Annotated in this window: 18 protein-coding genes and 1 pseudogene; 13 read left to right on the top strand and 6 right to left on the bottom strand. The window is 42.6% G+C overall.

The window, feature by feature from the left end; genetic code table 11:
* The first annotated feature begins 45 nt into the window (after positions 1-45).
* Positions 46-729 (top strand): glycoside hydrolase family 11 protein, encoded by a 684-nt coding sequence (locus MHB79_RS09445; RefSeq protein ID WP_050943981.1) that lies wholly within the window; start codon positions 46-48, stop codon positions 727-729.
* 51 nt (positions 730-780) lie between these two features.
* Here MHB79_RS09445 and MHB79_RS09440 read toward each other — a convergent pair whose 3' ends face one another.
* A complete protein-coding gene (locus MHB79_RS09440) occupies positions 781-2,817 on the bottom strand; it encodes a molybdopterin oxidoreductase family protein (RefSeq protein ID WP_340989618.1) in 2,037 nt (678 codons plus the stop codon).
* 130 nt (positions 2,818-2,947) lie between these two features.
* A complete protein-coding gene (locus MHB79_RS09435; RefSeq protein ID WP_226805293.1) occupies positions 2,948-4,144 on the bottom strand; it encodes a cytochrome P450 in 1,197 nt (398 codons plus the stop codon).
* A gap of 471 nt (positions 4,145-4,615) precedes the next feature.
* On the opposite strand from MHB79_RS09435, the gene proC reads away from it, so the two are divergent.
* The 3 genes from proC to MHB79_RS09420 are packed head-to-tail and all read left to right on the top strand — an operon-like array spanning position 4,616 to position 7,849.
* Complete coding sequence (proC, locus tag MHB79_RS09430) at positions 4,616-5,413, top strand: pyrroline-5-carboxylate reductase (protein WP_229200375.1); 798 nt, start codon at positions 4,616-4,618, stop codon at positions 5,411-5,413.
* Positions 5,414-5,443: 30 nt separating this feature from the next.
* Positions 5,444-6,562 (top strand): glutamate 5-kinase, encoded by a 1,119-nt coding sequence (proB, locus tag MHB79_RS09425; RefSeq protein ID WP_340989616.1) that lies wholly within the window; start codon positions 5,444-5,446, stop codon positions 6,560-6,562.
* Positions 6,563-6,580: 18 nt separating this feature from the next.
* Positions 6,581-7,849: a glutamate-5-semialdehyde dehydrogenase gene (locus tag MHB79_RS09420; RefSeq protein WP_340989615.1), complete on the top strand. Its 1,269-nt coding sequence runs from the start codon at positions 6,581-6,583 to the stop codon at positions 7,847-7,849.
* A gap of 58 nt (positions 7,850-7,907) precedes the next feature.
* Here the strand turns inward: MHB79_RS09420 and MHB79_RS09415 are convergent, their stop codons facing one another.
* Complete coding sequence (locus tag MHB79_RS09415) at positions 7,908-8,477, bottom strand: GNAT family N-acetyltransferase (RefSeq protein WP_340989613.1); 570 nt, start codon at positions 8,475-8,477, stop codon at positions 7,908-7,910.
* A gap of 86 nt (positions 8,478-8,563) precedes the next feature.
* On the opposite strand from MHB79_RS09415, the gene MHB79_RS09410 reads away from it, so the two are divergent.
* Entirely contained in the window at positions 8,564-9,385 is an 822-nt protein-coding gene (locus MHB79_RS09410; RefSeq protein ID WP_340989611.1) for a MerR family transcriptional regulator, read from the top strand.
* Between the two features lie 46 nt (positions 9,386-9,431).
* Here MHB79_RS09410 and MHB79_RS09405 read toward each other — a convergent pair whose 3' ends face one another.
* From MHB79_RS09405 to MHB79_RS09395, 3 genes are all read right to left on the bottom strand, one after another.
* Positions 9,432-11,261: an ABC transporter ATP-binding protein gene (locus MHB79_RS09405; protein WP_340989609.1), complete on the bottom strand. Its 1,830-nt coding sequence runs from the start codon at positions 11,259-11,261 to the stop codon at positions 9,432-9,434.
* The gene (locus MHB79_RS09400; protein ID WP_268493248.1) at positions 11,258-12,991 is read right to left on the bottom strand and encodes an ABC transporter ATP-binding protein; all 1,734 of its coding nucleotides are present in this window, start codon (positions 12,989-12,991) and stop codon (positions 11,258-11,260) included. The genes MHB79_RS09405 and MHB79_RS09400 overlap by 4 nt, the downstream gene beginning before the upstream one ends.
* A gap of 94 nt (positions 12,992-13,085) precedes the next feature.
* On the bottom strand, positions 13,086-13,988 hold the full coding sequence (locus MHB79_RS09395; RefSeq protein WP_050943953.1) for a LysR family transcriptional regulator: 903 nt from the start codon (positions 13,986-13,988) through the stop codon (positions 13,086-13,088).
* Between the two features lie 153 nt (positions 13,989-14,141).
* On the opposite strand from MHB79_RS09395, the gene gltB reads away from it, so the two are divergent.
* The 8 genes and pseudogenes from gltB to MHB79_RS09355 all read left to right on the top strand — a co-directional run.
* The gene (gene gltB / locus MHB79_RS09390) at positions 14,142-18,713 is read left to right on the top strand and encodes a glutamate synthase large subunit (RefSeq protein ID WP_137055116.1); all 4,572 of its coding nucleotides are present in this window, start codon (positions 14,142-14,144) and stop codon (positions 18,711-18,713) included.
* Positions 18,714-18,729: 16 nt separating this feature from the next.
* Positions 18,730-20,214, top strand: a complete 1,485-nt coding sequence (gene gltD / locus MHB79_RS09385) for a glutamate synthase small subunit (RefSeq protein ID WP_106032542.1) — start codon at positions 18,730-18,732, stop codon at positions 20,212-20,214.
* A 278-nt stretch (positions 20,215-20,492) separates the two neighbouring features.
* Positions 20,493-21,194 carry a DUF421 domain-containing protein gene (locus tag MHB79_RS09380; protein ID WP_212046017.1) on the top strand — a complete coding sequence of 234 codons (702 nt, stop codon included), beginning with the start codon at positions 20,493-20,495 and terminating at the stop codon, positions 21,192-21,194.
* Positions 21,195-21,286: 92 nt separating this feature from the next.
* The gene (locus MHB79_RS09375; RefSeq protein WP_251190433.1) at positions 21,287-22,267 is read left to right on the top strand and encodes a pectinesterase family protein; all 981 of its coding nucleotides are present in this window, start codon (positions 21,287-21,289) and stop codon (positions 22,265-22,267) included.
* A 127-nt stretch (positions 22,268-22,394) separates the two neighbouring features.
* Positions 22,395-23,879 (top strand): D-alanyl-D-alanine carboxypeptidase/D-alanyl-D-alanine endopeptidase, encoded by a 1,485-nt coding sequence (gene dacB, locus MHB79_RS09370; RefSeq protein ID WP_322000480.1) that lies wholly within the window; start codon positions 22,395-22,397, stop codon positions 23,877-23,879.
* 19 nt (positions 23,880-23,898) lie between these two features.
* The gene (locus MHB79_RS09365) at positions 23,899-25,266 is read left to right on the top strand and encodes an MATE family efflux transporter (RefSeq protein ID WP_310025011.1); all 1,368 of its coding nucleotides are present in this window, start codon (positions 23,899-23,901) and stop codon (positions 25,264-25,266) included.
* 64 nt (positions 25,267-25,330) lie between these two features.
* A complete protein-coding gene (locus tag MHB79_RS09360) occupies positions 25,331-25,891 on the top strand; it encodes a CatB-related O-acetyltransferase (RefSeq protein WP_212046019.1) in 561 nt (186 codons plus the stop codon).
* A gap of 78 nt (positions 25,892-25,969) precedes the next feature.
* A pseudogene (locus tag MHB79_RS09355) lies at positions 25,970-26,170 on the top strand (transposase); the annotation flags it as partial.
* Positions 26,171-26,210 lie beyond the last annotated feature (40 nt).

Raw genomic sequence — 26,210 nt, 5'->3', positions numbered from 1 at the left:
AGAGAAGGCAGAACAATTTTAATGAAAAAAGGAGAGGGATTGAAAATGAACTTGAAAAGATTGAGGCTATTGTTTGTGATGTGTATTGGATTTGTGCTGACACTGACGGCTGTACCAGCTCATGCGGAAACGATTTATGACAATAGAATAGGCAATCACAGCGGGTACGATTTTGAATTATGGAAGGATTACGGAAATACCGCAATGACACTCAATAACGGCGGGGCATTTAGCGCACAATGGAACAATATCGGAAATGCTTTGTTTCGAAAAGGGAAGAAGTTTGATTCCACTAAAACTCATCATCAACTTGGCAACATCTCCATCAATTACAACGCAGCCTTTAACCCAGGCGGGAATTCCTACTTATGTGTCTATGGCTGGACACAATCTCCATTAGCTGAATACTACATTGTTGAGTCATGGGGCACCTATCGCCCAACAGGAACGTATAAAGGATCATTTTATGCCGATGGAGGCACATATGACATTTATGAAACGCTACGTGTCAATCAGCCTTCTATTATTGGAGACGCTACCTTTAAGCAATATTGGAGTGTACGTCAAACAAAACGTACGAGCGGTACTGTATCCGTCAGTGAGCATTTCAGAAAATGGGAAAGCCTAGGTATGCCAATGGGGAAAATGTATGAAACAGCATTAACTGTAGAAGGCTACCGAAGCAACGGAAGTGCGAATGTGATGACCAACCAGCTGATTATTCGATAAAACGAAATGAAAAAAGCCAGCAGTTTTTGCTGGCTTTTCTTCTGTCTATGATCATTTTTCAACTTCCACTCTGCCAGAAAAGAACGTCGCACCGCCGCCCATATCTGCCAGCCGATCAGGTGTTAGCCCGTTAACTAGCTGTTTTTTGCCTTTTTGATCTGCCCATAATCCTTGGCTGACCACAATACCAGGTAATACATTGTGACCGACTGACACGACAAGCTCGCATTCTCCTCGGTCATTGAGCACACGTACCATGTCACCATCTTCAATTTTTCTTGCCTTTGCATCTTGTTCATTCATATGAAGCTTCGGGAACTTCTCAAGCTTTTGATGCTTTTCATGAAGTGAGAAGGTCGAGTTAAGAAAATTATGATTCGGTCCCGGTATAAAGGTAAGCGGATATTCGCTTTCCTGATAAAGGGGCACGTAGGTAGGAAGCGCCGGATATCCGTCTTTTTTCATTTGTTCAGAATAAAGCTCAATTTTGCCGCTCGGGGTAGAGAGCTTTAAGTCTTGGAAAGGTCCTCGTTTTGCTTTGATCCATTTCTTTTCTTTTAATGCCTCGTATGAAATGTCCTCATAATGCGGATTTTCTGGATGATGAAGGGCTTGTTCCATGAGTTCCGCATCTGTCTCGCGGAAGGCTTCATCTTCAAAGCCCATCGCATGGGCTAACAAGCGAAACACTTCTGTATTGGATTTGCTTTCTCCATAGCGTTCAATCACTGGCTCTTGAATTTGAATATAATGGTGCCAGTATGATGTATAGAAATCCTCATTTTCAAAGGCGGATGTTGCCGGCAGGACAATGTCTGCATACTTAGCTGTCTCTGTTAGAAATAGGTCGTGAACGACTGTAAATAAGTCATCTCTCAGCAAACCTTCTCTTACTTTATTCGCTTCAGGCGTCACAACAGCTGGGTTGCACGAGTAGACAAAGAGTGAATCAATGGAAGGCGCTGCATTCGTCAGCACACTGCCTAGCTGATTCATATTAAATGATCTTGGCGTGCGTTCCTTTAATAAATCTGGCCGCTGAAGAGCTGTTTCATTATAGCTGAGAAAAGAAGAGTTTGATTTCATCGCACCGCCGCCCTTGTGGAGCCACTGACCAGTCAGGGCAGGGAGGCAGGAAATGGTTCGAATACTCATTCCGCCATTATCATGGTGCTGCAAACCATTGCCAATGCGAATGAGAGACGGCGATGTTTCTGCGTACATTCTTGCAAGTGTAAGGATGTCCTCTTTAGAAACCCCCGTGATGCCCTCAACAGTGTCTGGATCATACTGCTTCACATGCTCACGCAGCTCCTTATGACCGGTTGTATAAAATTCTAAAAAGGCTTCATCTGTTAGTCCTTCTTTAAAAAGAACATGCATGATGCCAAGGGCAAGGGCACTGTCAGTACCAGGTCGAAGCGGAATAAACCAATCTGCCATCCGTCCGGTTTGGTTCTTGTGTACATCAATCACGACAATCTTTGCTCCTTGCTTTCGCGCTTTTTGTGCGAGGGTGATTTGGTGCATATTGGTCGACACGGCATTGATGCCCCAAAAGATGAATAGTTTCGTATGAATGGTCTCTTCTGGATCTGTCCCAATGCTTGCACCCATTGTATATTTATAGCCAGTCGTTCCTGCAGACTGACAGATGGTCCGGTCTAATTGACTTGAACCAAGACGATAGAAAAAGCGGCGGTCCATGCCTTCTGCATTCAGATTGCCCATATTCCCATAAAAGCTGTAAGGCAGAATACTTTCTGGACCTTTTTCTTCAATCAGTTTTGTCCATTTTTGCCGAATGGTTTCAATGGCTTCTTCCCACGTAATCGGAGCAAATTGTCCATCGCCTTTGCGGCCAACACGCTTCAAAGGAGTGGTCAGTCGCTTTTCATCATATAAACGGGCTGTGACATTCCGCACCTTGTTGCATATGTTGCCTTGGGTGACGGGGTGGTCTGGATCTCCCTGCACTTTTACGATCTTTCCATTTTCTTTATGTATCAAAAGACCGCACTGATCTGGGCAATCTAACGAACAAACTGATTTGAATATTCCGTCTTTCATTGCTGTATAATCGGTCATGAATTTTTGGCTCCTTTTCTGAAATCCGTTATCACTTTATATGGACTTTATTTTAGCATGTTCGGAGGTGGAAGGTAAGAAAGAGATGATGAATTGAAGAAAATGAAAAAAAGCCCCTCAAAAGGGACTTTTAAAAACGGGTGACCTGTACAGGAAATTCTTTTACCCCAAAAACAAATGTGCTTTGAATGGGTTTTAGCTGATCTGCCGCACAGGTGATGTCTTGAAACGTCTGGAGTAAAATCTCAAGTGCAATGTTGCTCTCAAGGCGGGCAAGCGGTGCACCGAGACAAAAATGAATGCCAAAGCCAAAGCTCATATGCGGGTTTGATTTCCGGTCAAGACGGAACGTATCCGGATCGTCAAATTTCTGTTCATCACGATTTGCTGAAGCAACCCAGCTAATGAGATAGTCTCCTTTTTTAATTTTCGAGCCTGCAATCTCAACATCCTCGGCCGCGATTCGCCCAATGGCTTGAACAGGCGGGTAATAGCGTAGTGTTTCCTCGGTCAATTGAGGAATAAGAGAGGGGTCTTGCCGTACTGCTTCGGCGATATGCGGCTGCTCTGTTAGCAGTCTTACTGCATTTGTAATCAAATTGGTCGTTGTCTCATTACCAGCAACAAGTAATAGAATACAAAAACCAAGTAGTTCATTCTCGGTTAAACGCTCACCATCGATTTCTGCTTGAATAAGAAGTGAGATCAGGTCATCAGCAGGGGATTCTTTTCGTTTTTGGATCAAGTGAGCAAAATAAGCGGACAGCTCTTCCTCTGCGCGTTTCTGCATATCGACTACTGCTTGAATGGCTTCTTTTGATTCATCCTTTGCACCTGCTACTAGGGCATCAGAATGTTTCTTAATGAACGCTCTATCCTTTACCTCTGCGCCGAGAAGCTCAGCAATAATCATGACAGGCAGGGGAGCTGCTAGATCTTCTACGATATCAAACGTACGCTGACCCTTGACTTGTTGCAGCAGGTCATGTGTCAGGTCTTTAATGTTATCTTCTAATTGTTTAATCGCTTTTGGCGTGAATGCTTTATTGACGAGTGCTCTCATTTTTGTATGCTTTGGCGGATCCATCGTTAAAATACTCGTTTTCGTTGTGCTTCTTCCTCGCTGAGATGAGAACACTTTTGGCTGCTTCAGAACAGACTGGATATCTGCATATCGAAAGAGATCCCAGCACTTTCTTGTTTCATCATATCTAATATCACTCTGGGCACGTAGCTCATTGTAAATAGGGAACGGGAAAAGAAGGTCATCGGTCGAACGGATTTCTTTCATTGGAATGACATTGATATAGTTTTCTTTCACTTTCATTATGAACGCTCCTTTTTCACTTAGTTTCCCTTTCACGGTATCACCCGTAAAATATCATTTCAACGGACATGTTTTCTAAAATATGTCAATAGTCTAATCGGAAGATTCAAGCACATTCGTCGTATAGGAAAATAGAAATCCATTAAAAATGATAGCGCTTTCTATAAAATAGAATTGAAGTCACCGAAACCAAAAATAAAATGGGGAATTCAGTCGAACGAAAGGGTACTATGATGCAAATATGAATAGTTCTTTAGATCTAAATTGTTGTTTTGCAAAAGCGCAGTCAGTATACATACAGCAAGCGGTTGAATGCGTATTCGGGACTTTTGAAAAGCGCTGGCTCTTTCTTGACACGATTTCTCATCATGTTACGATAACTAACGTGCGAAAAACACGAACAAAAAGCGAACAAGGGAGAGGATCAATATCATTGATCAAAAGAAAGTTGCTTTCATTGGAGCAGGTTCTATGGCGGAAGGAATGATTGCCGGGATTGTGCGATCAGGACAAATGCCGCTAGGCCAAATTTACGCAACAAACAGACAAAATCAAATTCGATTGAATGAACTAACGACACGTTACGGAATACAAACAGCCACAATGGATTCTTTTCCTTTTGAAGAAATGGATATGTTGATCCTGGCCATGAAGCCAAAGGATGCTGAAACAGCACTTGAATCGTTAAAACCTCATATTCGGAGAGACCAGCTGATCATGTCTGTCCTTGCAGGCGTGAAGCAATCGTATATTGAAGATATGCTGCATGAAGGACAGCCCGTGATGAGGGTCATGCCGAATACGTCAAGTACGATCGGGGCTTCAGCGACCGCTTTATGTGCTGGACGTTATGTGAAAGACGACCATATCAGCATGAGTCAGGCTCTTTTATCTGAAATGGGCGAAGTGTATACCATTCAGGAAGAGCAAATGGATATTTTCACTGGAATTGCCGGAAGCGGACCAGCCTATTTTTATTTCTTAATGGAAAGAATCGAAGAAGCAGGAGAAGAAGCAGGTTTATCTAAGGAATTGTCTCGCCAAATTGGCGCGCAGACACTTCTCGGTGCTGCGAAAATGTTGCAAGAAACAGAGGAAGACCCTTCTACTCTGAGAGAGAAAATTACGTCACCAAATGGAACAACAGCTGCAGGACTGAATGCATTAGATGATTTTGGCGGAGGAGAAGCAATCAAGCAGGCCGTCAAACATGCTGCCAATCGATCAAAAGAGATCAGCAAACAGCAAAAACAAAAAGTATCTATATAATAAATAGAGCTCAGGTACAGGAGTGATAAGGTGTACGCAGATAAAGAGAGAAAACGAATTGTTGTAAAAATCGGAAGCAGCTCTCTTACTAGCTTTCAAGGGGAGATTAGTTTGAAAAAACTAGAAAACCTCGTCAATCAAATTGTGAAACTCAAAGATGAAGGACACGAAGTCATTTTGGTTTCATCTGGTGCGGTTGCAGCTGGTTACCGAAAACTAGGATTTATCGATAGACCGAAAACACTGCCGGAAAAACAGGCATCTGCCTCAATTGGGCAAGGCCTTTTAATGGAATCATATTCTACTTTATTTTTATCACACGGTTATATTGCCTCACAGCTTTTAATCACAAGAAGTGATTTTTCAGATGAAACGCGCTATCAAAATGTGCGCAACACGATGAATGTGTTATTAGATCGAGGCATCATTCCGATTATCAATGAAAATGATACAGTGACGATTAACCGCTTGAAGTTTGGAGATAACGATACATTGTCTGCAAAAGTAGCTGGCCTCATTGACGCGGATTTCCTTGCCATTTTATCTGATATTGATGGCTTGTATGAAGAGAACCCGCATACAAATCCGAATGCGAAAAGAATTCTTGAAGTCACAGACATCACAGAAGACATCGAAGCAGCAGCTGGAGATGCAGGGAGCAGTGTGGGCACAGGCGGAATGAAATCAAAGCTCGATGCGTTTAAAATTTCAATGGCAGCTGGCATTAACGGCTTTTTAGGCAAAGCGGATACGCCTCACATTTTAGACAAAGCCATTAATGGAACAGAGGACGGCACTTATTTTACCGCGGATGAAAATTTAGCACCGCTGAATTACAAGAAGCAGTGGATTGCCTTTCATTCTGGACCAAAAGGCGAGATCGTCATTCGTGAGAAAACACAGGAACTCCTCATGCACCGTGAGAGGAGCCTCGATTCCGATGGCATTGTCAATGTGAAGGGTTCGTTTAAAAAAAGGGATGTCGTCCGTATATTAGATCAAGATGAAAGAGAAATCGGACTGGGCATTGTGAATTATTCGTCAGATGAACTCATCCAAAAGCGTGACTTCTTGCAGGATGAAGTAGTGCATGTCGTCGATCTTGAAGCATTTGTTTGTCATTTAGATTTATCGATACCAGTTTGCTAACCAAAAGGGAGGAATTCCATGACACTGACAGCTGAAGTTGTCACATCGGTCAAAGAAAAAGCGAAAAAAGCAAAGCACGTTTCAAAAAAACTAGGTTTACTTCATACAGAGGATAAAAACGAGGCACTGCTGAAACTAGCAGAAGCGTTAGAACAAAATAGCACGTTCATCTTGCAAGAGAATCAAAAGGATATAGATGCCGGGAAGGAAAAGGGCTTTTCAGAGGCACTCTTGGATCGTTTAATGTTAAATGAAGAAAGAATTCATGAGTTTGCCGAAAGCTTGCGGCTTGTGACGAGATTAACAGATCCTGTTGGAGAAATATTGGATGAATGGACTCTTGAAAATGGCTTGCATGTGAAAAGCCGAAGAGTACCGCTCGGCGTGATCGGTATGATCTATGAAGCGAGACCGAATGTCACTGTCGATGCAGCAGGGCTTGCCCTTAAGGCAGGCAACGCAGTGATTTTAAAAGGCGGTTCCTCCGCTATTTCTTCCAACAAAGCCATTGTGAGTGTTATTCATGAAGCATTGGATCAAACAAAGATCCCGGGTGATGCGGTGCAATTGATAGAACAAACAGACCGTTCATCGGTTCAAGCGATGTTTCATCTAAAAGAATGGATTGATGTCTTAATTCCGCGAGGCGGAGCTTCTTTAATCAAAACAGTGGTTGAACAATCTACCATTCCCGTTCTTGAAACAGGAACAGGAAACTGTCATGTCTTTATTGATCAAACAGCCAATGTGAAAAAAGCCATTGAGATTGTCATCAATGCAAAAACGAATCGTCCAGCTGTATGTAATGCACTTGAGACGCTAATCATCCATCGCGATTGGCTGAAAGAAAATGCGGCATCGCTGAATGAAGCCCTGCTAGAGCACCATGTCACCGTACATGGCGACGAGGCTGCACTGCCTCATTTTTCAAACGCCATTCCTGCTGAGGAAGTGGACTGGACAGATGAGTATTTAAGTCTTGATCTTGCCGTAAAGGTAGTCGATTCCATCGAGGAAGCGATCCACCATATTGAAAAGTACGGTACAAAACATTCAGAAGCCATCGTGACAGAGGATGAAGAGCAGGCACTCACGTTTTTAAACGAAGTCGATGCGGCGGCGGTTTATCATAACGCATCTACACGCTTTACAGACGGCGGTGCACTTGGATACGGGGCTGAAATTGGTATCTCCACTCAAAAACTGCACGCCAGAGGTCCAATGGGGCTTCCAGCACTCACAACAACGAAGTTACTTCTGTCTGGTGACGGTCAGATTAGAAGCTAGATGAGATTCAAAAAACACTACCTTTTTTCATGGGGTAGTGTTTTTTTGATGCAGATTTTTATTGGCTAGAGCAGGTTTTCTTCATCATTTTCTCAAACTTAAAAAATTCAAATTCCTCAGGTGCAGTATGCTTATTTTCTTGATCAGTTTCATGAGGTGCGTTCGGATCTGGATGTTTCATATGATAAAACTCCACAATTTGAAAGCCGCACTTATTGACATAGAAATGAATGTTGCGTTTTTCAAAATACGGAGTCACAACTTCCCAAACAATCGTTTCTGGATATTGCGCCTCGATGGCTTTCCATGCTGCCTGACCAATGCCTTTTCCGTGTGAGGATGAAGAGATGTATAATAGGTCAACTGAGTTGTGCTGGGTCTCTTGGTTGATTTTAATGACAACGCCGCCTGCTTTTTCGCCATTTAGCATAATATGATAAACAATGTGTTCATTCGAATGAAAAGATTCATCAATCACTTCACCTGGAGGAATCGATCCATCATGCGCATCGCCAAATGCATCGATCACGCCAGCTGTAAAAGCTTTCTGTAGCTCATTTTTCATAAAAGGGAAGTCCTCTTTTTTTGCCAGTTCTAATGCCACTTCATGTTGAGTGATGTTGTTCATGTTTTTATCCTTTCCAAGCGTAGTGGTGTTCTGCATGTTATCATAAAGGGTGGGGTAACTCCATAGTCAAGAGAGGAGCCTTAATGATGATGAATGATGTGCAAAAAACATTTTTCACTGGAGAATTTGCCAAGTTATTTGATGTAAAGAAAGATACCTTGTTTTATTACGATAAAATTGATTTATTTAAGCCAGCTGGTGTTCATGAAAATGGGTACCGTTACTATACACTTGAGCAATTTGATCATTTTATAGCGATTCAATCCCTTCGAGCTGTGCAATTTCCGATAAAAGAGTTAAAACAATATTTCACTGAGCCTTCCCGAGAAAGGCTCCAAAGCCTAGCAGCTGAACAAATAGAAAAGGTCAAACAAGAGATTGAAAAACTTCAAGATATCCAGTCTTTTCTTATGCGGGTCATGGAGACGACGCAGGAACTATCATCTGTCAAAATGGGGGAGGTCTTGTTTCAAGAGCTGCCAGAAGAACCAGTTGTATTAAGTGCACCGAACCCGATTGACATGAATACATCCGTAGAAGAAATATCTCGTATTGTTGGACATTTTCTAAAGGAAATTGGCATAAAAGGGGCTGCGGCAAATGGGGCTGTCTTAAAAAAGGAGCAGTTCCTTCAGCGTCACTATCATCAGTCAGATCAGCTGTTTTGCCGAATGGAAGCGCCGGAAGCAGTTAAAAAACCTGCCGGCCTTTATGCGGTGATGTATGATCAAGGATCATACGAGGAGATTGATTCTGCTTATTCGCGCTTGTTAGATGAAATTGAAAAAGAGGACATGATGCTAGATGGAGATGTATTTGAGGAGTATTTGCTTCATTCACTCATGTCTAAAGATGAAGCAGAGTATATAACGAAACTCAGTGTAAAAGTGAAAAAACGAGCTGATTAACAAAAAAGGATAGACCGCATGGATGCGTGTCTATCCTTTTTTATATTTAACCCACTTGATTCTCCGTAAATTGGCTCATATATAAGTCTGCATAGAAGCCATTTTGTTTTAAGAGTTCGCTGTGCGTTCCTCTTTCAATGATGGTGCCATCTTTCATGACTAGAATAACGTCGGCATCTTTAATCGTCGACAGTCTGTGTGCAATGACGAAGCTCGTTCTGCCTTTCATCAATTCATTCATCGCTTTTTGAATGTGCATCTCTGTCCGTGTATCCACACTGCTCGTCGCTTCATCTAATATTAAGATTTTTGGATCAGATAAAATCGCACGGGCGATGGTTAACAGCTGGCGCTGACCTTGGGATAGATTGCCGGCATCTTCTGTTAAGAGTGTGTCATATCCGTCTGGAAGCGTGCGGATGAAGTCGTCAGCATAAGCATGTTTGGCGGCTTTAATGACATCCTCTTTTGAGACGTTCTGCCTGCCATAGGCAATGTTGTCGTGAATCGTCCCTTCAAAAAGCCACGTATCCTGAAGAACCATCGCAAATAGGTCGCGTACTTGCTGACGGCTGAGGTCAGTTGTTTTGACACCGCCGATGCGGATAGAGCCTTGATCTAATTCATAGAAACGCATTAAAAGATTGATGATGGTTGTTTTTCCTGCGCCTGTTGGCCCAACAATCGCAACCGTTTGACCTTCTTTTACATCTAAAGTCAAATCTTTAATAATTGGATGGTCTTTTTCATATCCGAATTGAACTTGTTCAAAGCTCACATCGCCTGAAAGTGATTCAAGATCAATTGCTGCATCTTCCTCGGTACTTTCTTCTTCCTCATCCAGGATTTCAAACACCCTTTCAGCAGAAGCAATCGCTGATTGAACCAAGTTGGCAACACTTGATGCTTGCACTAGCGGCTGAGACATTTGCTGCGTGTATTGGATAAACGCCTGCACATCTCCGACACGAATATTCCCGTTAATCACAAGAATACCGCCGGCTACACTGACTGCCACATAGCCGAGGTTCCCGATAAACGTCATCACTGGCATCATTAAGCCAGAAATGAACTGTGCTTTCCTTGATGATTCATACAACTGCTCGTTTAATTGATCAAATGTATCGATCGCTTTCTTTTCGTAGCCATACGCACGAACTGTCTGATGCCCTGTGAACATTTCATTAATATGGCCATTGATCATCCCCAGCTCTTTTTGCTGCGCTTTAAAATGCTTTTGAGAAAATGACGTAATGCCGCGAATCGCAAACAGGCTGAGCGGCAGCGTCAAACAAACAAGCAAGGTCAGCAGCGGACTGATCAATAGCATCATGACGACAATCCCAATGACCGTGATGACAGATGTAATCACTTGGGTGAGCGCCTGCTGAAGCGAAGTATTAATATTATCGATATCATTCATTACACGGCTCAGCGTGTCCCCGTGGGTTGTTTTATCAAAATACCGAAGGGGGAGACGTGTGAGCTTGTCATTTGCTTCTTGCCGTAATTCAGCAATGGTCTGTTGGGAGACACCCGCCATGACATATTGCTGAACGAATGAAAAGAGAGCAGCAACGACGTATAGCACGACAAGCAGCAATAAGATTCGTGAAATGACATCGAATTTTACAGCTGTTCCTTGTGTAAAGCTGTCAAACAGGGAAGAGGTGGCATCCCCTAGCAGCTTTGGACTAATGACGTTAAAGACGGTTGAACCGACTGCTGCAATGAAGACAATGATCAATTGAATCTTTCTTGGTTTTAAATAGCCAATCAAACGAAGCAGTGTTTTCTTAAATTCCTTTGGTTTTGCGACAGGTCCTCTAGGGTGGCCGCCTTTATGGCCCATGCCGGAAGACATTTTTTTACTCATCCTCGCTCCACCTCCTGACCTTCCTGTGATGCAACAATCTCTTGATAGACAAGGTTCTCCTTCAGTAATTGTTCATGTGTTCCGATACCTGCGATTTTCCCATCATCTAGTACGATGATTTTATCACTATGCTTCACTGTGCTGATTCTTTGCGCCACAATGATGAGGGCTGCATGCGCTTTTTCAGCTTCTAATGATGCCCGAAGCTTCGCATCTGTTTTGTAATCAAGTGCTGAAAAACTATCGTCAAACAGATAGAATGACGGCTTTCTCACTAGCGCTCTTGCAATAGAAAGACGCTGCTTTTGACCGCCAGATAGATTCGATCCACCCTGGTCAATTTCCGCATCGATGCCGCCATCTTTTTGCAAAACAAATTCTTCTGCCTGCGCCGTTCGCAGCGCCTGCCAGACGTCTTCATCGCTTGCATTCTGCCTGCCGAAGCGCACATTATCGGCAATGGTTCCGCTAAATAAAACCGCTTTTTGAGAAACATAGCCCATCTGGCCTCTTAGTTTCTCCTGAGGCAGCTCTCTAATGTCTACACCATCTAGTGTAATCCGGCCTTCAGTTGCTTCGTAAAAGCGCGTCATTAGCTGGAGAAGAGTGGTTTTCCCTGAACCTGTACTTCCAATAATAGCTGTCGTTTCGCCAGTTTTGGCTTCGAACGAAATGTTTTGAACTGCCGGCTTTTCAGCATTTGAGTAATAAAATGACACATCCTCAAAGCGAATGGATTGTGCTGGCGCGTGCAGGTCAGGAACCGTTCCTTCATTGTCTTGAATTTTCGGTTCCATGTTTAACACTTCATTCATCCGTTTAGCTGATGCTTGTGCTCTTGGGACCATAATAAAACTCATCGACAGCATAATCAGTGCCATCAAAATCATCATCGCATATTGGATAAAGGCAATGAGATTCCCTACTTCCATCTCTCCGGCATCAATTCGGTTTGCACCTAGCCAGACAATGCCGATATTCGTGAAGTTCATGATGATGAGCATAAATGGAAACAAGTAAGCCATTAAACGGTTGACTCTAAGGCCGGTATCCTTGTAGGATGTGTTGGCTTCTTGAAAACGCTCCTTTTCATCATCTACTCGGTTAAAAGCACGAATGACCCGGATGCCTGAAAGAGATTCTCGCATAATTAAATTCAGCCGATCTGTTTTTTTCTGAAGCTGACCGAATAAAGGAATGGCTTTTCTCGACACCAAGTAGATAAATCCGCCAAGAAGGGGAAGAGCAGCTAGAAAGATGAGAGACAGGACAGCATCGCGTGATACAGCTAAAATAATTCCGCCGACAAGCATAAGCGGGGCTCTCGTCATCATTTGTAAAATCATGATCGTGACATCTTGGACTTGTTTTACATCATTTGTTGATCTTGTAATAAAGGAAGACGTTCCGATCCTTTGAAATTCTTCTAATGAAAATTGTTCGACATGCACAAATAGCTGTCTTCTCATATCACGCCCGAAGCCAAGTGCAGTCTTTGATGACAAGTAAGACTTCCAGATCGTGAGTAAGATGGCAAGTAAAGAACAGGCCACCATCCAGCCGCCAACCTTCCATATGTAAGCAATATCTCCTTGGACGATCCCGACATCGACGATATCTGCCGTAAGCGTCGGTAAATACAGCTGGAGCATACTGCTTAAAAAGGTGAGGATCACAATGGACACAACGGATAGCCGATACGGCTTTAAAAACGATAAAATTGATTTCATACGAATACCTTTCTTCCATATAGTGTGTTGTTCTGTAACCCATCATATACAAAGAGGGATTATTTCCACAAATGAAATGTCTTGTTTTAATGAATTATTTATATTGTTCAATTTTAGAAAAGAAATCCTTCACAAACACATAAAAATCATGAGCAGAAGGAGACATTTCTCGTGATTTAGAAGCAATAATTCCAACCGTTCTTCTCACTTGCGGAAAATCGATCGGAATTTTCACTGTAAAGCGCGGTGTGGTTTCATAAAAGGCGCTTTCGGGTAATAAGGTAACGCCCATACCCGCCGATACGAGACCTTTAATGGCGTCTAAATCTTCACCTTCTGATGAAATGGTTGGCTCATAACCTGCCTGCTTACAAGCATCAACCGCAATTTGTCTCAGGACATATCCTTCCGGAAATAACACGAAATGATCTTTTCTTAAATCACTTAAATGAATACTCCTTTGTCCGCTAAAGGGGTGGCTGACAGGCAGCAAGGCATAAATGCTTTCTGAAAACAAAATATGTCCTTCTATTTGAGGATCGTTTGTCGGTACGGGTCCTAAAAAGGCGAGATCAATATCTCGATTTTTTACAGCTTCAATGAGAAATTTATAGGATCCTTGACGAAGTAAAAAATCGACCTCTGGGTATTCCTGTTTAAAGGCGGAAATGACAGAAGGTAGCACTTGGCTTGCTAGGCTAGTAGGAAAACCGATATTGACGGTTCCTTTGTGTGGATCTAAATATTCATCAATTTGCTCTTTCGCATAATCAATGGCTTTTAGAGCCGTTCTGACATGATCTAAAAATTGTCTGCCGATCTTCGTTAATTTGATATTTCGTCCTTCTCGTTCGAATAAGGCCACTCCAAGCTCTTCTTCTAAATTCGCAATCTGCCGGCTGATCGCAGATTGGGCAACATGTAAGTTTTCAGCCGCTTCTGACACGTGTTCACGGTCTGCGACTTCTACAAAATAACGTAACTGACGAAGCTCCATTTTTACACTTCACACCCATCTATCTCAAAAAGAGATTGTTTTCATCTAAATTATATATTGTTTATATTAATTTGAAAACTTAAAATAAGTTACAGAGTTTGTGAGATTTTATTACTGTGAAAAAACGGATCTTTTAAACGGGGGAGAGAAACGATGACTTATAATCAACTACCACAACCACAAGGTCTCTACCGTCCTGAATTTGAACATGATGCATGTGGGATCGGACTGTACGCTCATTTAAAAGGGGAAGCGACACACAGCATCGTCAAAAAGGGATTACAAATGCTGTGCCAGCTTGATCACCGCGGCGGGCAAGGCAGTGATCCGTATACAGGTGATGGTGCCGGCTTAATGGTACAACTACCAGACGCTTTCTTTAGAAAAAGCTGCAAAGACTTTGCACTTCCTGAAAAGGGCCGTTACGGGGTAGGAATGGTCTTCTTTTCAAAAGAGGATGACGAGAAAACGCGCCAAGCCATCGAGCAAAAAATCAACGGGTTCATTAAACAAGAAGGTCAAACATTAATTGGCTGGAGAACAGTTCCTATTGATGCCGGGAAAATTGGTACTGTCGCAGCGAAGAGCTGTCCGGTTGTGAGGCAAGTCTTTATCGGGGCAAATGACAAGATCATAGATCGTTTGTCATTTGAAAGAAAATTATATGTCATTCGTAAGCAGGCTGAGAACTGGGGGACAGCAGAGGAAAAGCAATTTTACTTTGTCAGCCTGTCGAGTCAAACCATTGTATACAAGGGGCTTTTAACATCAGATCAAGTCGATGCTTTTTATCTTGATCTTCAGGATGAAACATTTGTTTCTGCATTTTCACTTGTTCATTCACGATTTAGTACAAATACATTTCCTACATGGGAAAGAGCCCATCCAAACCGCTATTTGATTCACAACGGTGAAATCAACACATTAAGAGGAAACATCAATTGGATGAGAGCAAGAGAACAACAATTCGTATCTGAAGCTTTCGGAGACGATTTAGACAAGATTTTGCCAGTGCTGAATGCAGACGGAAGTGATTCATCCATTCTAGACAATGCCTTTGAATTCTTTGTGCTTGCAGGCCGAACACCTGCTCATACAGCGATGATGCTGATTCCAGAGCCATGGACTGAAAACACGCACATGTCGAAAGAAAAACGGGCATTTTATGAATACCATAGTTCTCTTATGGAGCCGTGGGATGGGCCAACAGCTATTTCCTTTACTGATGGTAAACAAATCGGAGCCATCTTAGACCGAAACGGATTAAGACCGGCAAGATACTATGTCACAAATGATGATCATATCATTTTCTCTTCTGAGGTCGGTGTGATCGACACAAATGAAGAGGATGTGAAGTATAAAGATCGTCTTGAGCCAGGTAAAATGCTTTTAATTGATTTAGAAGAAGGGCGAATTATTTCTGACGAAGAAGTGAAATCGACGATTGCGAATGAACTCCCTTATCAAAAATGGCTTGATGAAGAAATGGTGCACGTCAATCGCTCGGAAGAAAATTCAGAAAATTCTAGTATAATGGATGATTTATTGACGCGCCAGCGTGCCTTCCATTATACGTACGAGGACATTCAAAAGTATTTAATTCCTTTACTAGAAGAAGGCAAGGACCCAATCGGTTCAATGGGAAGCGACACTCCGCTTGCTGTGTTATCAGATCGTGCGCAGTCTCTGTTTTCTTACTTCAAGCAGCTGTTTGCACAAGTGACGAACCCGCCGATTGACGCCATTCGTGAGCAGCTTGTGACATCTACGATGACGTGGTTAGGTGCTGAAGGAGATATTTTACATCCGAATGAATATTCATGCCGACGAATTAAACTGTATACACCCGTCTTAACAAGCGGGCAGTTTAACGGTTTGAGAACAATTGTTCATAATGCCTTTAAAAGCAAAACGATTCATACTCTTTTCACCGATGATTTAAAGCGCGGGCTGGATGCGATGTTTGAAGAGGCGGAAAAAGCGATCCGCGAAGGTGTATCTTTATTAATTCTTTCCGATCGTGAAATGACGGAAGAAAAAGTGCCGATTCCACCACTTCTAGCGCTAAGTGCACTGCATCAGCATCTTGTTCGTCAAGGCTTACGGACAAAGGTGAGTCTGATCGTTGAATCTGGAGAAGTCAGAGAGGTTCATCATTTTGCCGCACTGATTGGCTACGGAGCAGATGCAATCCATCCTTATCTTGTGTATGAAACGTACAAACAGCTGATTGCAGAAGAAGCGATCTCTTTCAGCTTTGATGAAGCAGTCACTAAGTTTGGTAAAAGCGTAACCGAAGGTGTCGTCAAAGTCATGTCTAAAGTGGGAATCTCCACTGTGCAAAGCTATAGAGGAGCCCAAATCTTTGAAGCCGTTGGTATTAGTGAAGACGTCATTCAGGCGTATTTCACGGGAACAGCTTCTCAGCTTGGCGGGATTGACCTTGAGACCATTGCACATGAAGCAAAACTTCGTCATGAAGCAGGGTATCAGGCAGCGACTGACCAAACACTCGAATCAGGAAGTGACTTCCAGTGGAGAAAAAATGGTGAGCACCATGCCTTTAATCCAAAAACGATCCATACGCTTCAGTGGGCATGTCGCAATGAAGATTACGATCTATTTAAGCAATATACAAAGGCAGCGGACGAAGAAAGAATCGGCTTCCTTCGAAATTTATTTGCTTTCCAGCCAAAACAAAAACCAGTTCGTTTGGAAGACGTTGAATCTGCTGAATCCATCGTGCGCCGATTCAAGACAGGCGCCATGTCATTTGGGTCTTTAAGTAAAGAAGCGCACGAAGCACTTGCGATTGCCATGAACCGAATTGGCGGTAAAAGTAACAGCGGAGAAGGCGGAGAAGATCCTGCACGCTTTACAGTTGATGAACGCGGCGATGATCGCAGAAGTGCGATTAAACAAATTGCTTCTGGCCGCTTTGGCGTAAAGAGTCATTATTTGGTCAATGCAGATGAACTGCAAATTAAAATGGCACAAGGAGCAAAGCCTGGAGAAGGCGGACAGCTGCCAGGAAATAAAGTATACCCTTGGGTCGCCGATGTACGCGGATCTACACCAGGCGTCGGATTGATTTCACCACCGCCGCATCATGATATTTATTCCATCGAGGATTTAGCGCAGCTGATCCATGATTTGAAAAACGCGAACCGTGATGCCCGCATCAGCGTCAAGCTTGTGTCTAAAGCAGGCGTTGGTACGATTGCAGCAGGTGTTGCAAAAGGAACGGCGGATGTCATTGTGATCAGTGGATACGATGGCGGCACAGGAGCTTCGCCGAAAACGAGTATTAAACACACAGGACTTCCTTGGGAGCTCGGTTTGGCAGAGGCGCATCAAACCCTTGTGTTAAACGGCCTTCGCGAGAGAGTCGTTCTTGAAACGGACGGAAAGTTAATGACTGGTCGCGACGTTGTCATGGCTGCGATATTAGGAGCAGAAGAATATGGCTTTGCGACAGCTCCACTTGTCGTATTGGGCTGCGTGATGATGAGAGCATGTCATTTAGATACTTGCCCAGTCGGCGTCGCTACACAGAATCCAGAGCTTCGTAAAAAATTCATGGGGAACCCTGACCATATTGTGAATTTCATGATGTTTATTGCAGAGGAAGTAAGAGAAATCTTAGCGGAGCTCGGCTTTACATCAATGGATGAATTAATTGGACGCACGGATGTTCTAGGAGTTAGCGAACGAGCAAAAGCTCACTGGAAAGCAGGCCAGCTAGACCTTGAAACACTGCTTTATCAGCCAGAAGGAGCTCGTACATTCAGAACACCTCAAAATCATAAAATTGATGAATCACTGGATATGAATGAAATCCTCCCTTATGTACAGGAAGCGTTGAATCATCAAACACCGGTTGATCTATCATTGAATATTCGCAATATCAATCGTGTGGCTGGAACCATTACTGGAAGTGAAGTGTCTAAACGCTACGGGGAAGAAGGCTTGCCAGAGGATACGATCACACTAAGGTTCACTGGTTCCGCAGGACAAAGCTTCGGCGCATTTGTGCCAAAGGGCATGTCTCTCTATTTAACAGGTGATTCAAATGACTATATCGGCAAAGGACTCTCTGGAGGCAAAATTGCGGTCAAAACATCTGATCACTTTGTACAAAATGGACATGAAAATGTCATTGTTGGAAACGTCGCATTCTACGGAGCGACAAGTGGAAAAGCCTATATTAACGGGCGTGCAGGTGAGCGCTTTGCCGTTCGTAATTCAGGCGTGCAGGTGGTTGTTGAAGGAATCGGTGATCACGGCTGTGAATACATGACTGGCGGACGTGTCGTCATTTTAGGAGACGTCGGAAAGAACTTCGGCGCAGGAATGTCTGGCGGCGTAGCTTATGTCCATACATCCGATGCGAAACAGTTCAAAAGAATGTGCAACATGGAAATGATCATGTTTGAAAAACTCACAGATCACGATGAAGAGCAAGAAGTGAAACAGCTGATTCAAGAGCACCTTCACTATACAAACAGCGCAAAAGCTTCGGCACTTTTAGAAAACTGGGCGCAAGAAAAGGATCAATTCATCAAGGTCATTCCGAGAAATTACAAAATGATGCTTCAAAGCATTGAAGAACAAAAACAAGCGGGCCTTAGTCATGAGGAAGCGGTCATGTATGCCTTTGAAGCAAACACGAAACCGAAAAATCAAGAAACGGCAAACGGGCAAAAAGCAGCCCTCGCTCATTAAGAAAGGGGAGAGGACAATGGGCAAAGCAACAGGTTTTATGGATTATAAAAGAGAAAAGCCAAATGAACGTGACCCTCTCACTCGTCAAAATGACTGGAAAGAATATTCAGCTCCTTATACAGATGACGTATTGAAGAAGCAGGGCGCTAGATGTATGGATTGCGGCACACCGTTTTGTCAAATTGGGATGGAGATCAAAGGCGGCGTGTCAGGCTGCCCGATCTACAATTTAATTCCAGAATGGAACGACCTTGTGTATCGAGGCAGATGGAAAGAAGCGCTCGAAAGACTGCAAAAAACAAATAATTTCCCTGAATTTACTGGGAGAGTGTGTCCAGCGCCTTGCGAAGGGTCATGTACAGTCGCCATCAATGATCCAGCTGTTTCGATTAAAAATATCGAACGCACCATCATTGATAAAGGCTTTGAAAATGGATGGATCACACCGAGAATTCCTTCAAGCCGTACAGGCAAGAAGATTGCCATTGTCGGCTCAGGACCAGCAGGTCTTGCAAGTGCTGATCAATTAAACCAAGCAGGCCACGCCGTCACAGTGTTCGAACGGTCTGATCGCCTTGGCGGACTGCTGACATACGGCATTCCAAACATGAAGCTGGACAAAGAAGTAGTGGAACGAAGAGTCAAACTGCTAAGACAAGAAGGCATTGATTTTGTAACGAACACAGAAATTGGCGTCGATGTCACTGCCGATGAACTGAAAGAGCAGTTTGATGCGGTTATCCTTTGTACAGGTGCACAAAAGCAGCGTGACCTGTTGATTGAAGGCCGGGAAGCTAAAGGGATTCACCTAGCGATGGATTATTTAACCCTCGCCACAAAAAGCATGCTGGATTCAGGGTTTAAAGACAAAAACTTCATTGATGCAAAAGGAAAAGACGTGATTGTCATTGGCGGGGGAGATACAGGTGCAGATTGCGTTGCAACTGCACTTCGCCAAAAAGCAAAAAGTGTTGTTCAGTTCGGGAAGCATCCGAAGCTTCCGGATACACGTGTAGGGGATAACATGTGGCCTGAACAGCCTTACGTCTTCTCACTCGATTATGCTTATGAAGAAGCACAAGCAAAATTCGGGGAAGATCCGCGTCAATATTCCATTCAAACCACAAAAATTGTGGCAGACAAAAATGGAAAATTAAAAGAGCTTCATACGATTCAAATGGAAAAGGTGAAAAACGAACAAGGGAAGTTTGAATTTCATGAGATTCCAGGGACCGAAAAGGTATGGCCGGCTCAGCTAGTCTTTATTGCAATTGGTTTTGAGGGAACTGAACAGCCACTCGTGAAACACTTTGGCGTGGACAGCAAAAACAATCGCATTGACGCAACGTATGGGGAGTATACAACAAATGTAGAAGGCGTATTTGCAGCGGGAGATGCAAGACGCGGGCAAAGCTTGATTGTCTGGGCAATTAATGAAGGCAGACAAGTGGCGCACGAGGTAGACCGTTATTTAATGGGGAGTTCGGTTCTGCCAAAATAGGTCAAACAAAGGGTGTTTACACATATAAAGAAAAGCCATGACCGAAGAGTGGTCATGGCTTTTTATGAATCAGATATTTTGATTTACTATCACTTTTTTCCGCTCTAGGCAGTGAGCTGATTTGAAAATCCATCTTTCATGAGGTGACATTCAAGCACCAGATCATGGATGCAAGTATATGACTCATTGCTTGAGGTAGACGACGTTTTACTTTGTAAACGGTTTAGATCCTTCCTTTCATGTGCATGCTGTAGGTAAATGCACTTTGAAAGGAAGGTATGTTTGTGCCATTTTTTAATATTTTCATTGAACTGTTTATCGGATTTTTTGCCTTATTTTCTATAATAAAATTATTAGGGAAAACACAATTTGCACAAATCACGCCGTTTGATTTTATTTCTGCACTGATTTTAGGCGAAATGGTCGGAAACGCCATTTTCGACCCAGAAGTCAAGATTCAGCACATTTTGTTTGCTGTTGCGGTATGGGGCGTTCTTCTCTATACAGTTGAATGGTTTTCACAGCGCTTTAAAGGTATTCGAGCCTTTTTAGAAGGAAGACCGACACTTGTCATTGATCAAGGGAAGATTCACTACAAACGTTTAAAGAAAAATATGCTTGATCTCAATCAGCTGCAGACACTGATTCGCGCGAAGGGTCATTTTGCCTTGAATGAAATTGAATATGCCATTTTGGAAACAGACGGCTCGGTAAGCGTTCTTCCGAAAATGAAATACGCAACAGCCACCGCAGAAGATGTGAACGTGAAGGGAAAAGAAGTCAAATTACCTAGAACGTTTATTATTGACGGTGAAATTTTAAAAAAAGATTTACAAGAAGCTGGCTTCGATGAAACATGGCTGAGTGAGCAATTAAAAAAGCAGCACATTTCTTCCTATCGAGACGTTCTATTTTGTGAATGGATTGAAAATGAAGGGATTTATGCAATGAAATATGAAAAGTCCAAAAAACATCCATAACATCTATAAGTGGGTGTTTTTTTGTGCGTGTCATGAATAGGATCAAAAAGAATGTTTGATTGAAAACGTTCACAAAGAGGAGGAGATGTACGATGAAGTATGGAAAGGTATGGCTTGTAGTCGTCTTGTCTTTATTACTATTGAACTCAGCTTCACTTCAAGCAGCCGGACATCAGAATCAAACAAATCGCGTCCTTGTGGTCGATCAAAAGGGAAATGGCTCGTTTCGAACCGTTCAGTCTGCCATTGATGCGATTCCAGTGAACAATCAACAGCGCGTAACGATCTATATTAAAAATGGTGTGTATAAAGAAAAAATCCTGCTTCCGCAAAATAAACCTTACGTGTCCTTTATTGGGGAAGACCAATACAAGACGATTCTGACGTATCATGATACAAATGCAAGTACTGGCAGCACAACAAATAGCTCAAGCACAATGATTCGTGCGAACGACTTTTATGCAGAAAATATCACCTTTCAAAATACGGCTGGCAGACATGCTGGTCAGGCGGTTGCACTGTACGTGTCCGGCGACCGGGCTGCGTTTAAACAAATACGAGTTTTAGGGTATCAAGATACACTTTATGCAACAGGTACAGGCCGGCAATATTATGAAAACTGCTATATCGAAGGCACGGTCGATTTTATTTTTGGATCAGCCACAGCCGTGTTTAAAAGAGCTGAAATAAAAAGTCTTGGAAATGGGTATATTACTGCAGCATCCACAACAGAAGCGCAAAAGTATGGATATGTATTCATCGATTCTACACTCAAAAAGGGGACGGCTGCTGCTCAATCGGTATATTTAGGACGTCCGTGGCGGCCTCATTCTGCTGTGACATTCCTCTATACAAATATGGATGATCATATTAAGGCAGAGGGTTGGCATAACTGGGATAATCGTGATAACGAAAGAACAGCAAGATATAAAGAATATGGATCGACAGGAGCAGGAAGCAACGCAGCAACCCGCGTAAAATGGTCCAGTATTTTATCGAAAAACGAAGCAAGTCAAATCACAGTGCAAGCTGTTCTTAGCGGAACCGATGGCTGGAATCCAGAAAAAAGGTAAAGAGCTTGTCAGTTTTCGTCAAAGAAAGCTGACTTTTCTGTTTAAAAAACCTTTGAGAACAAACGTTCTTTTGTGTATAATGAACATATTCTTCTAAAATTGGCTGCGACTAAAAAGGAGGGATTGCGTGAAGCGTTTTTCACAGATCTTGTTTTTACACATATGTATCCTGTCGATTTTATTTCTCCCTTTTTCAGCAAAAGATGATCAACTGACAGCTCGTGACGACTCACTGCCGTGGGTGACAGCTTTAGATGAATTTATACGAACAGCACCTGATTTAGAGGGCGCGATCTCTGGCATCAGCGTCCGCGATACTTCTGACTCCTCTCTTCTTTATGAACATCAAGCCGATATTCGTCTTACTCCTGCTTCTAATATGAAACTGCTCACATCAGCCATCGCCCTTGATATACTAGGAGAAACACACACATTCCCGACAGACATCTGGATAGATGGTTCTATTCAAAAGAAAACGTTACATGGCAACCTGTATCTACGCGGTACCGGGGATCCGACTTTATTAGAAGAGGATTTTGCAGCACTTGCCAAACAAGTGAAAAAGGCCGGAATACATACAATTCGCGGACAGCTTGCGGCAGACGATACATGGTATGATGACACAAGATATTCGATTGATTTACCTTGGAGTGATGAGGATCAATATTACGGTGCACAAATCTCTGCTCTCACGGCTTCACCGAATCAAGATTATGATGCAGGAACCGTGATTCTCGAAGTAAAGCCAGGCAAAAAAGCTGGGCAAAAAGCAACCTATGACATGATTCCGAAGACTTCTGTCCCTCAAGTCATCAATCAAGTAAAAACCGTGCCAGAAGAAGGGAAAAAGAAGATTTCTTTTAAGCGCTCTCACGGCACCAACAAAATCACTTTAACTGGCACCATTCCGGTGAAAGCGAGTGTATCTAGACAATGGGTAGCATTATGGGAGCCATCCTCTTATGCGTTAGATTTAATGAAACGAGCGTTAAAGGCGGAAGGGATTCACGTAAAAGGACCGCTTAAAATAAAACAAGTTCCTAAAAAAGCCAAGAAAATTGCCACCCATTCATCGATGCCTTTATCAGAGCTCCTTGTTCCCATGATGAAACTCAGCAACAATACCCATGCAGAAATGTTGCTGAAGAAACTTGGAAAACAAGTGAAAAGCAAAGGGAGCTTTGAAGATGGACTGGATGTGATGAATGAACGGCTTCCTGCATTCGGCATCGATCCATCTCTTGCAGTGTTGCGAGATGGGTCAGGCATCTCACCTATTAACCTTGTTTCTGCCAACCAGTTCACGTTATTTCTAACAAACATTCAAAAGGAAAAATGGTTTAAGACCTATGAACATGCGCTTCCGTTAGCAGGGGCAAGTGACCGAATGGTGGGAGGGACGTTAAGGAACAGGTTGAAAGAACCAGCTACACTAGAAAAAGTACGTGCAAAAACAGGTTCATTAACTACGGTCAGTACACTGTCTGGATATATTGACACAAAGAGTGGAAAGACGGTCGCTTTTTCCATTTTATTAAATCATCTTGTTGATGACGAGAAAGGGAAAGAGATAGAAGACCACATTGTTAGCATTTTAGCTGAGAATCTTTAGATAGAGAAGGAGAACCATCATGACGTTAGATAACAATCAATCTTTAGTAAAAACCATGTCCATTTTTCTCGTCCCGCTTTTGCTTAGCAATATTTTGCAATCAATCGGACAACTTGTATCCATCGTCCTTGTCGGCAGATGGATTGGAGAGGATGCAGTAGCTGCCATTTCTGCATTCTTTCCGCTTTTCTTTTTACTCGTTTCTTTTTCCATCGGAATTGGATCGGGAAGTTCAATCCTTATTGGACAAGCGTATGGAGCAAAAAATGAACAAAGATTAAAAGAAATTATTGGCACAACGCTTTCATTCACTTTTTTGATCGGACTTTCTTTAGCAATCATTGGAGGTTTTTTTGCAACGGATATCTTAAACCTCATGGGAACACCTGCGAATATCGTGGAGGAAAGTGCGGCTTATGCCAGAATTCTATTCATCTCAATGCCGATCTTATTTCTTTATTTTGTTTACACGACTTTCCTGCGAGGGACAGGGGATTCAAAAACGCCTTTTTATTTCTTAATGATTAGTACGGCAACGAATATTTTGATGCTGCCGATTTTATTATTTGGCTGGCTGGGACTGCCGGCATTTGGTTTATACGGTGCTGCGTATGCTTCTGTGATTTCAACCATTGTGACGTTTATTATTCTACATATCTACTTATATAAAACAAAACACCCGCTTCGCATCGATGCATCGGTTAGAAAGCATTTATTGATGAAAGGGGATCTACTAAAAACATTATTAAAGCTCAGCATTCCATCGAGCATTAATATGATCCTTATTTCTTTATCAGAAATTGCTGTTATTTCCTTTGTCAATGATTATGGATCACAGGCGACTGCTGCCTATGGTGTTGTCAATCAAGTTGTGAGCTATGTGCAGATGCCGGCAGTAAGTCTTGGCATCGCGGTCTCGATCTTTGCAGCACAATTCATCGGCGCAGGGAATATCAACCGATTGAAAGATGTGATAAAAATCGGGTTAGGGCTCAATTTTGCCATAGGCGGATTCATTATTATCATTGTTTATCTCTTCGCACCGCAGATTTTATCTATCTTTTTAACAGATTCTAAGACGATTGACATTGCCTATAGCTTAGTTGTCATTACATTATGGAGCTATCTTATTTTTGGAACAGCCCAAATTGTTGCAGCCACGATGAGAGCAAGCGGAACAGTGCTATGGCCAACGATCTTTAGTATTTGTTCCATTTGGCTTGTAGAAGTACCAGTCGCTTATGTGCTATCGCACCACACAACCCTTGGCATCAAGGGCATCTGGATTGGCTATCCTGCGGCTTTTTTCGTGAACTTACTCCTTCAATACGGCTACTATCAGCTCGTATGGAAGAAAAAACAGATTGTAGCGCTAGTGCAGTCATAATGTAAAAGTGTGAAGCAGCATATACATACGAAGATCTATCACTTTTCAGGAGGTCTGATCTTCTATGTATTTGAATCAAAGAAGTGAACTGAGTGCGTACAATATCGGTGATTTTTCTTATGCCGGACCAGATTTCCAAGTGCTGACGTGGGGGGAAGGAACAACATTAAACATTGGAAAGTTTTGTTCCATCGCAAACGAAGTCAAAATTTTCCTTGGCGGTGAACACCGTACAGATTGGGCCACAACGTATCCGTTTAATCAAATTTTCAAGGAAGCTTCTCACATTAAAGGACATCCAAAGTCAAAAGGAGATGTCCACATAGGACACGATGTCTGGATTGGTTATGGAGCAACAATCATGTCAGGAGTATGTATAGGGAACGGAGCAGTGATTGGTGCAAATAGTGTCATCACAAAAGATGTGCCCCCATATGCGATTGCCGCAGGAAATCCGCAGCAGCTCATGAAATACCGGTTTTCATCTGAAATCATCGAAAAACTTCAGTTATTAGAATGGTGGAATTTAGAGTTTACCGTCATCCAATCTATTTTTCACCTCTTACAATCTGATGATATTGAACAATGTATAAATGTCATAGAAGACATAAAAAAGAAAGGCTGAAAAAGCCTTTCTCATGCTGTCGAGAAAATCTCGACAGCTTTATTTTTTTCTTAGATATTTTCCATCTCTTTCTTTGAGAGCTGTACAAGATCGAAAAATCATCAAAAAGTGATCTCCAGACATGTATGGGAGAGGAACACAAGAAAAGATCAGACAAAATCGTCTGTCTGCCTCTGGAAAAGAGCTATATAAAAAAAGAAAAGAAAAATAGAGCGAAGCCTTGCAGATTCAAAACAACTGCATGGGCTTCGCTATTGCCGGTTGAGAGGAAAACAAAACGTGTGTGGGATGCCTTTTTTATTCAACCTAACGATTGTAG

The sequence above is a fragment of the Bacillus sp. FSL M7-0558 genome, from assembly GCF_038003245.1.
Lineage (GTDB): Bacteria > Bacillota > Bacilli > Bacillales > Bacillaceae > Bacillus > Bacillus pumilus.
This window is presented reverse-complemented; position numbering and strand designations above follow the sequence as displayed.

Excerpts from the sequence above, each read along its gene's own strand:
- gltD (WP_106032542.1), top strand. The coding sequence starts at position 18,730 with ATGGGCAAAGCAACAGGTTTTATGGATTATAAAAGAGAAAAGCCAAAT.
- MHB79_RS09445 (WP_050943981.1), top strand. The coding sequence starts at position 46 with ATGAACTTGAAAAGATTGAGGCTATTGTTTGTGATGTGTATTGGATTT.
- MHB79_RS09395 (WP_050943953.1), bottom strand. The coding sequence starts at position 13,988 with ATGGAGCTTCGTCAGTTACGTTATTTTGTAGAAGTCGCAGACCGTGAA.
- MHB79_RS09435 (WP_226805293.1), bottom strand. The coding sequence starts at position 4,144 with ATGAAAGTGAAAGAAAACTATATCAATGTCATTCCAATGAAAGAAATC.
- MHB79_RS09380 (WP_212046017.1), top strand. The coding sequence starts at position 20,493 with ATGTTTGTGCCATTTTTTAATATTTTCATTGAACTGTTTATCGGATTT.
- MHB79_RS09410 (WP_340989611.1), top strand. The coding sequence starts at position 8,564 with ATGATGAATGATGTGCAAAAAACATTTTTCACTGGAGAATTTGCCAAG.
- MHB79_RS09415 (WP_340989613.1), bottom strand. The coding sequence starts at position 8,477 with ATGAACAACATCACTCAACATGAAGTGGCATTAGAACTGGCAAAAAAA.
- MHB79_RS09405 (WP_340989609.1), bottom strand. The coding sequence starts at position 11,261 with ATGAGTAAAAAAATGTCTTCCGGCATGGGCCATAAAGGCGGCCACCCT.
- MHB79_RS09360 (WP_212046019.1), top strand. The coding sequence starts at position 25,331 with ATGTATTTGAATCAAAGAAGTGAACTGAGTGCGTACAATATCGGTGAT.
- MHB79_RS09365 (WP_310025011.1), top strand. The coding sequence starts at position 23,899 with ATGACGTTAGATAACAATCAATCTTTAGTAAAAACCATGTCCATTTTT.
- proC (WP_229200375.1), top strand. The coding sequence starts at position 4,616 with ATGGCGGAAGGAATGATTGCCGGGATTGTGCGATCAGGACAAATGCCG.
- MHB79_RS09440 (WP_340989618.1), bottom strand. The coding sequence starts at position 2,817 with ATGACCGATTATACAGCAATGAAAGACGGAATATTCAAATCAGTTTGT.
- MHB79_RS09400 (WP_268493248.1), bottom strand. The coding sequence starts at position 12,991 with ATGAAATCAATTTTATCGTTTTTAAAGCCGTATCGGCTATCCGTTGTG.
- MHB79_RS09420 (WP_340989615.1), top strand. The coding sequence starts at position 6,581 with ATGACACTGACAGCTGAAGTTGTCACATCGGTCAAAGAAAAAGCGAAA.
- gltB (WP_137055116.1), top strand. The coding sequence starts at position 14,142 with ATGACTTATAATCAACTACCACAACCACAAGGTCTCTACCGTCCTGAA.
- MHB79_RS09375 (WP_251190433.1), top strand. The coding sequence starts at position 21,287 with ATGAAGTATGGAAAGGTATGGCTTGTAGTCGTCTTGTCTTTATTACTA.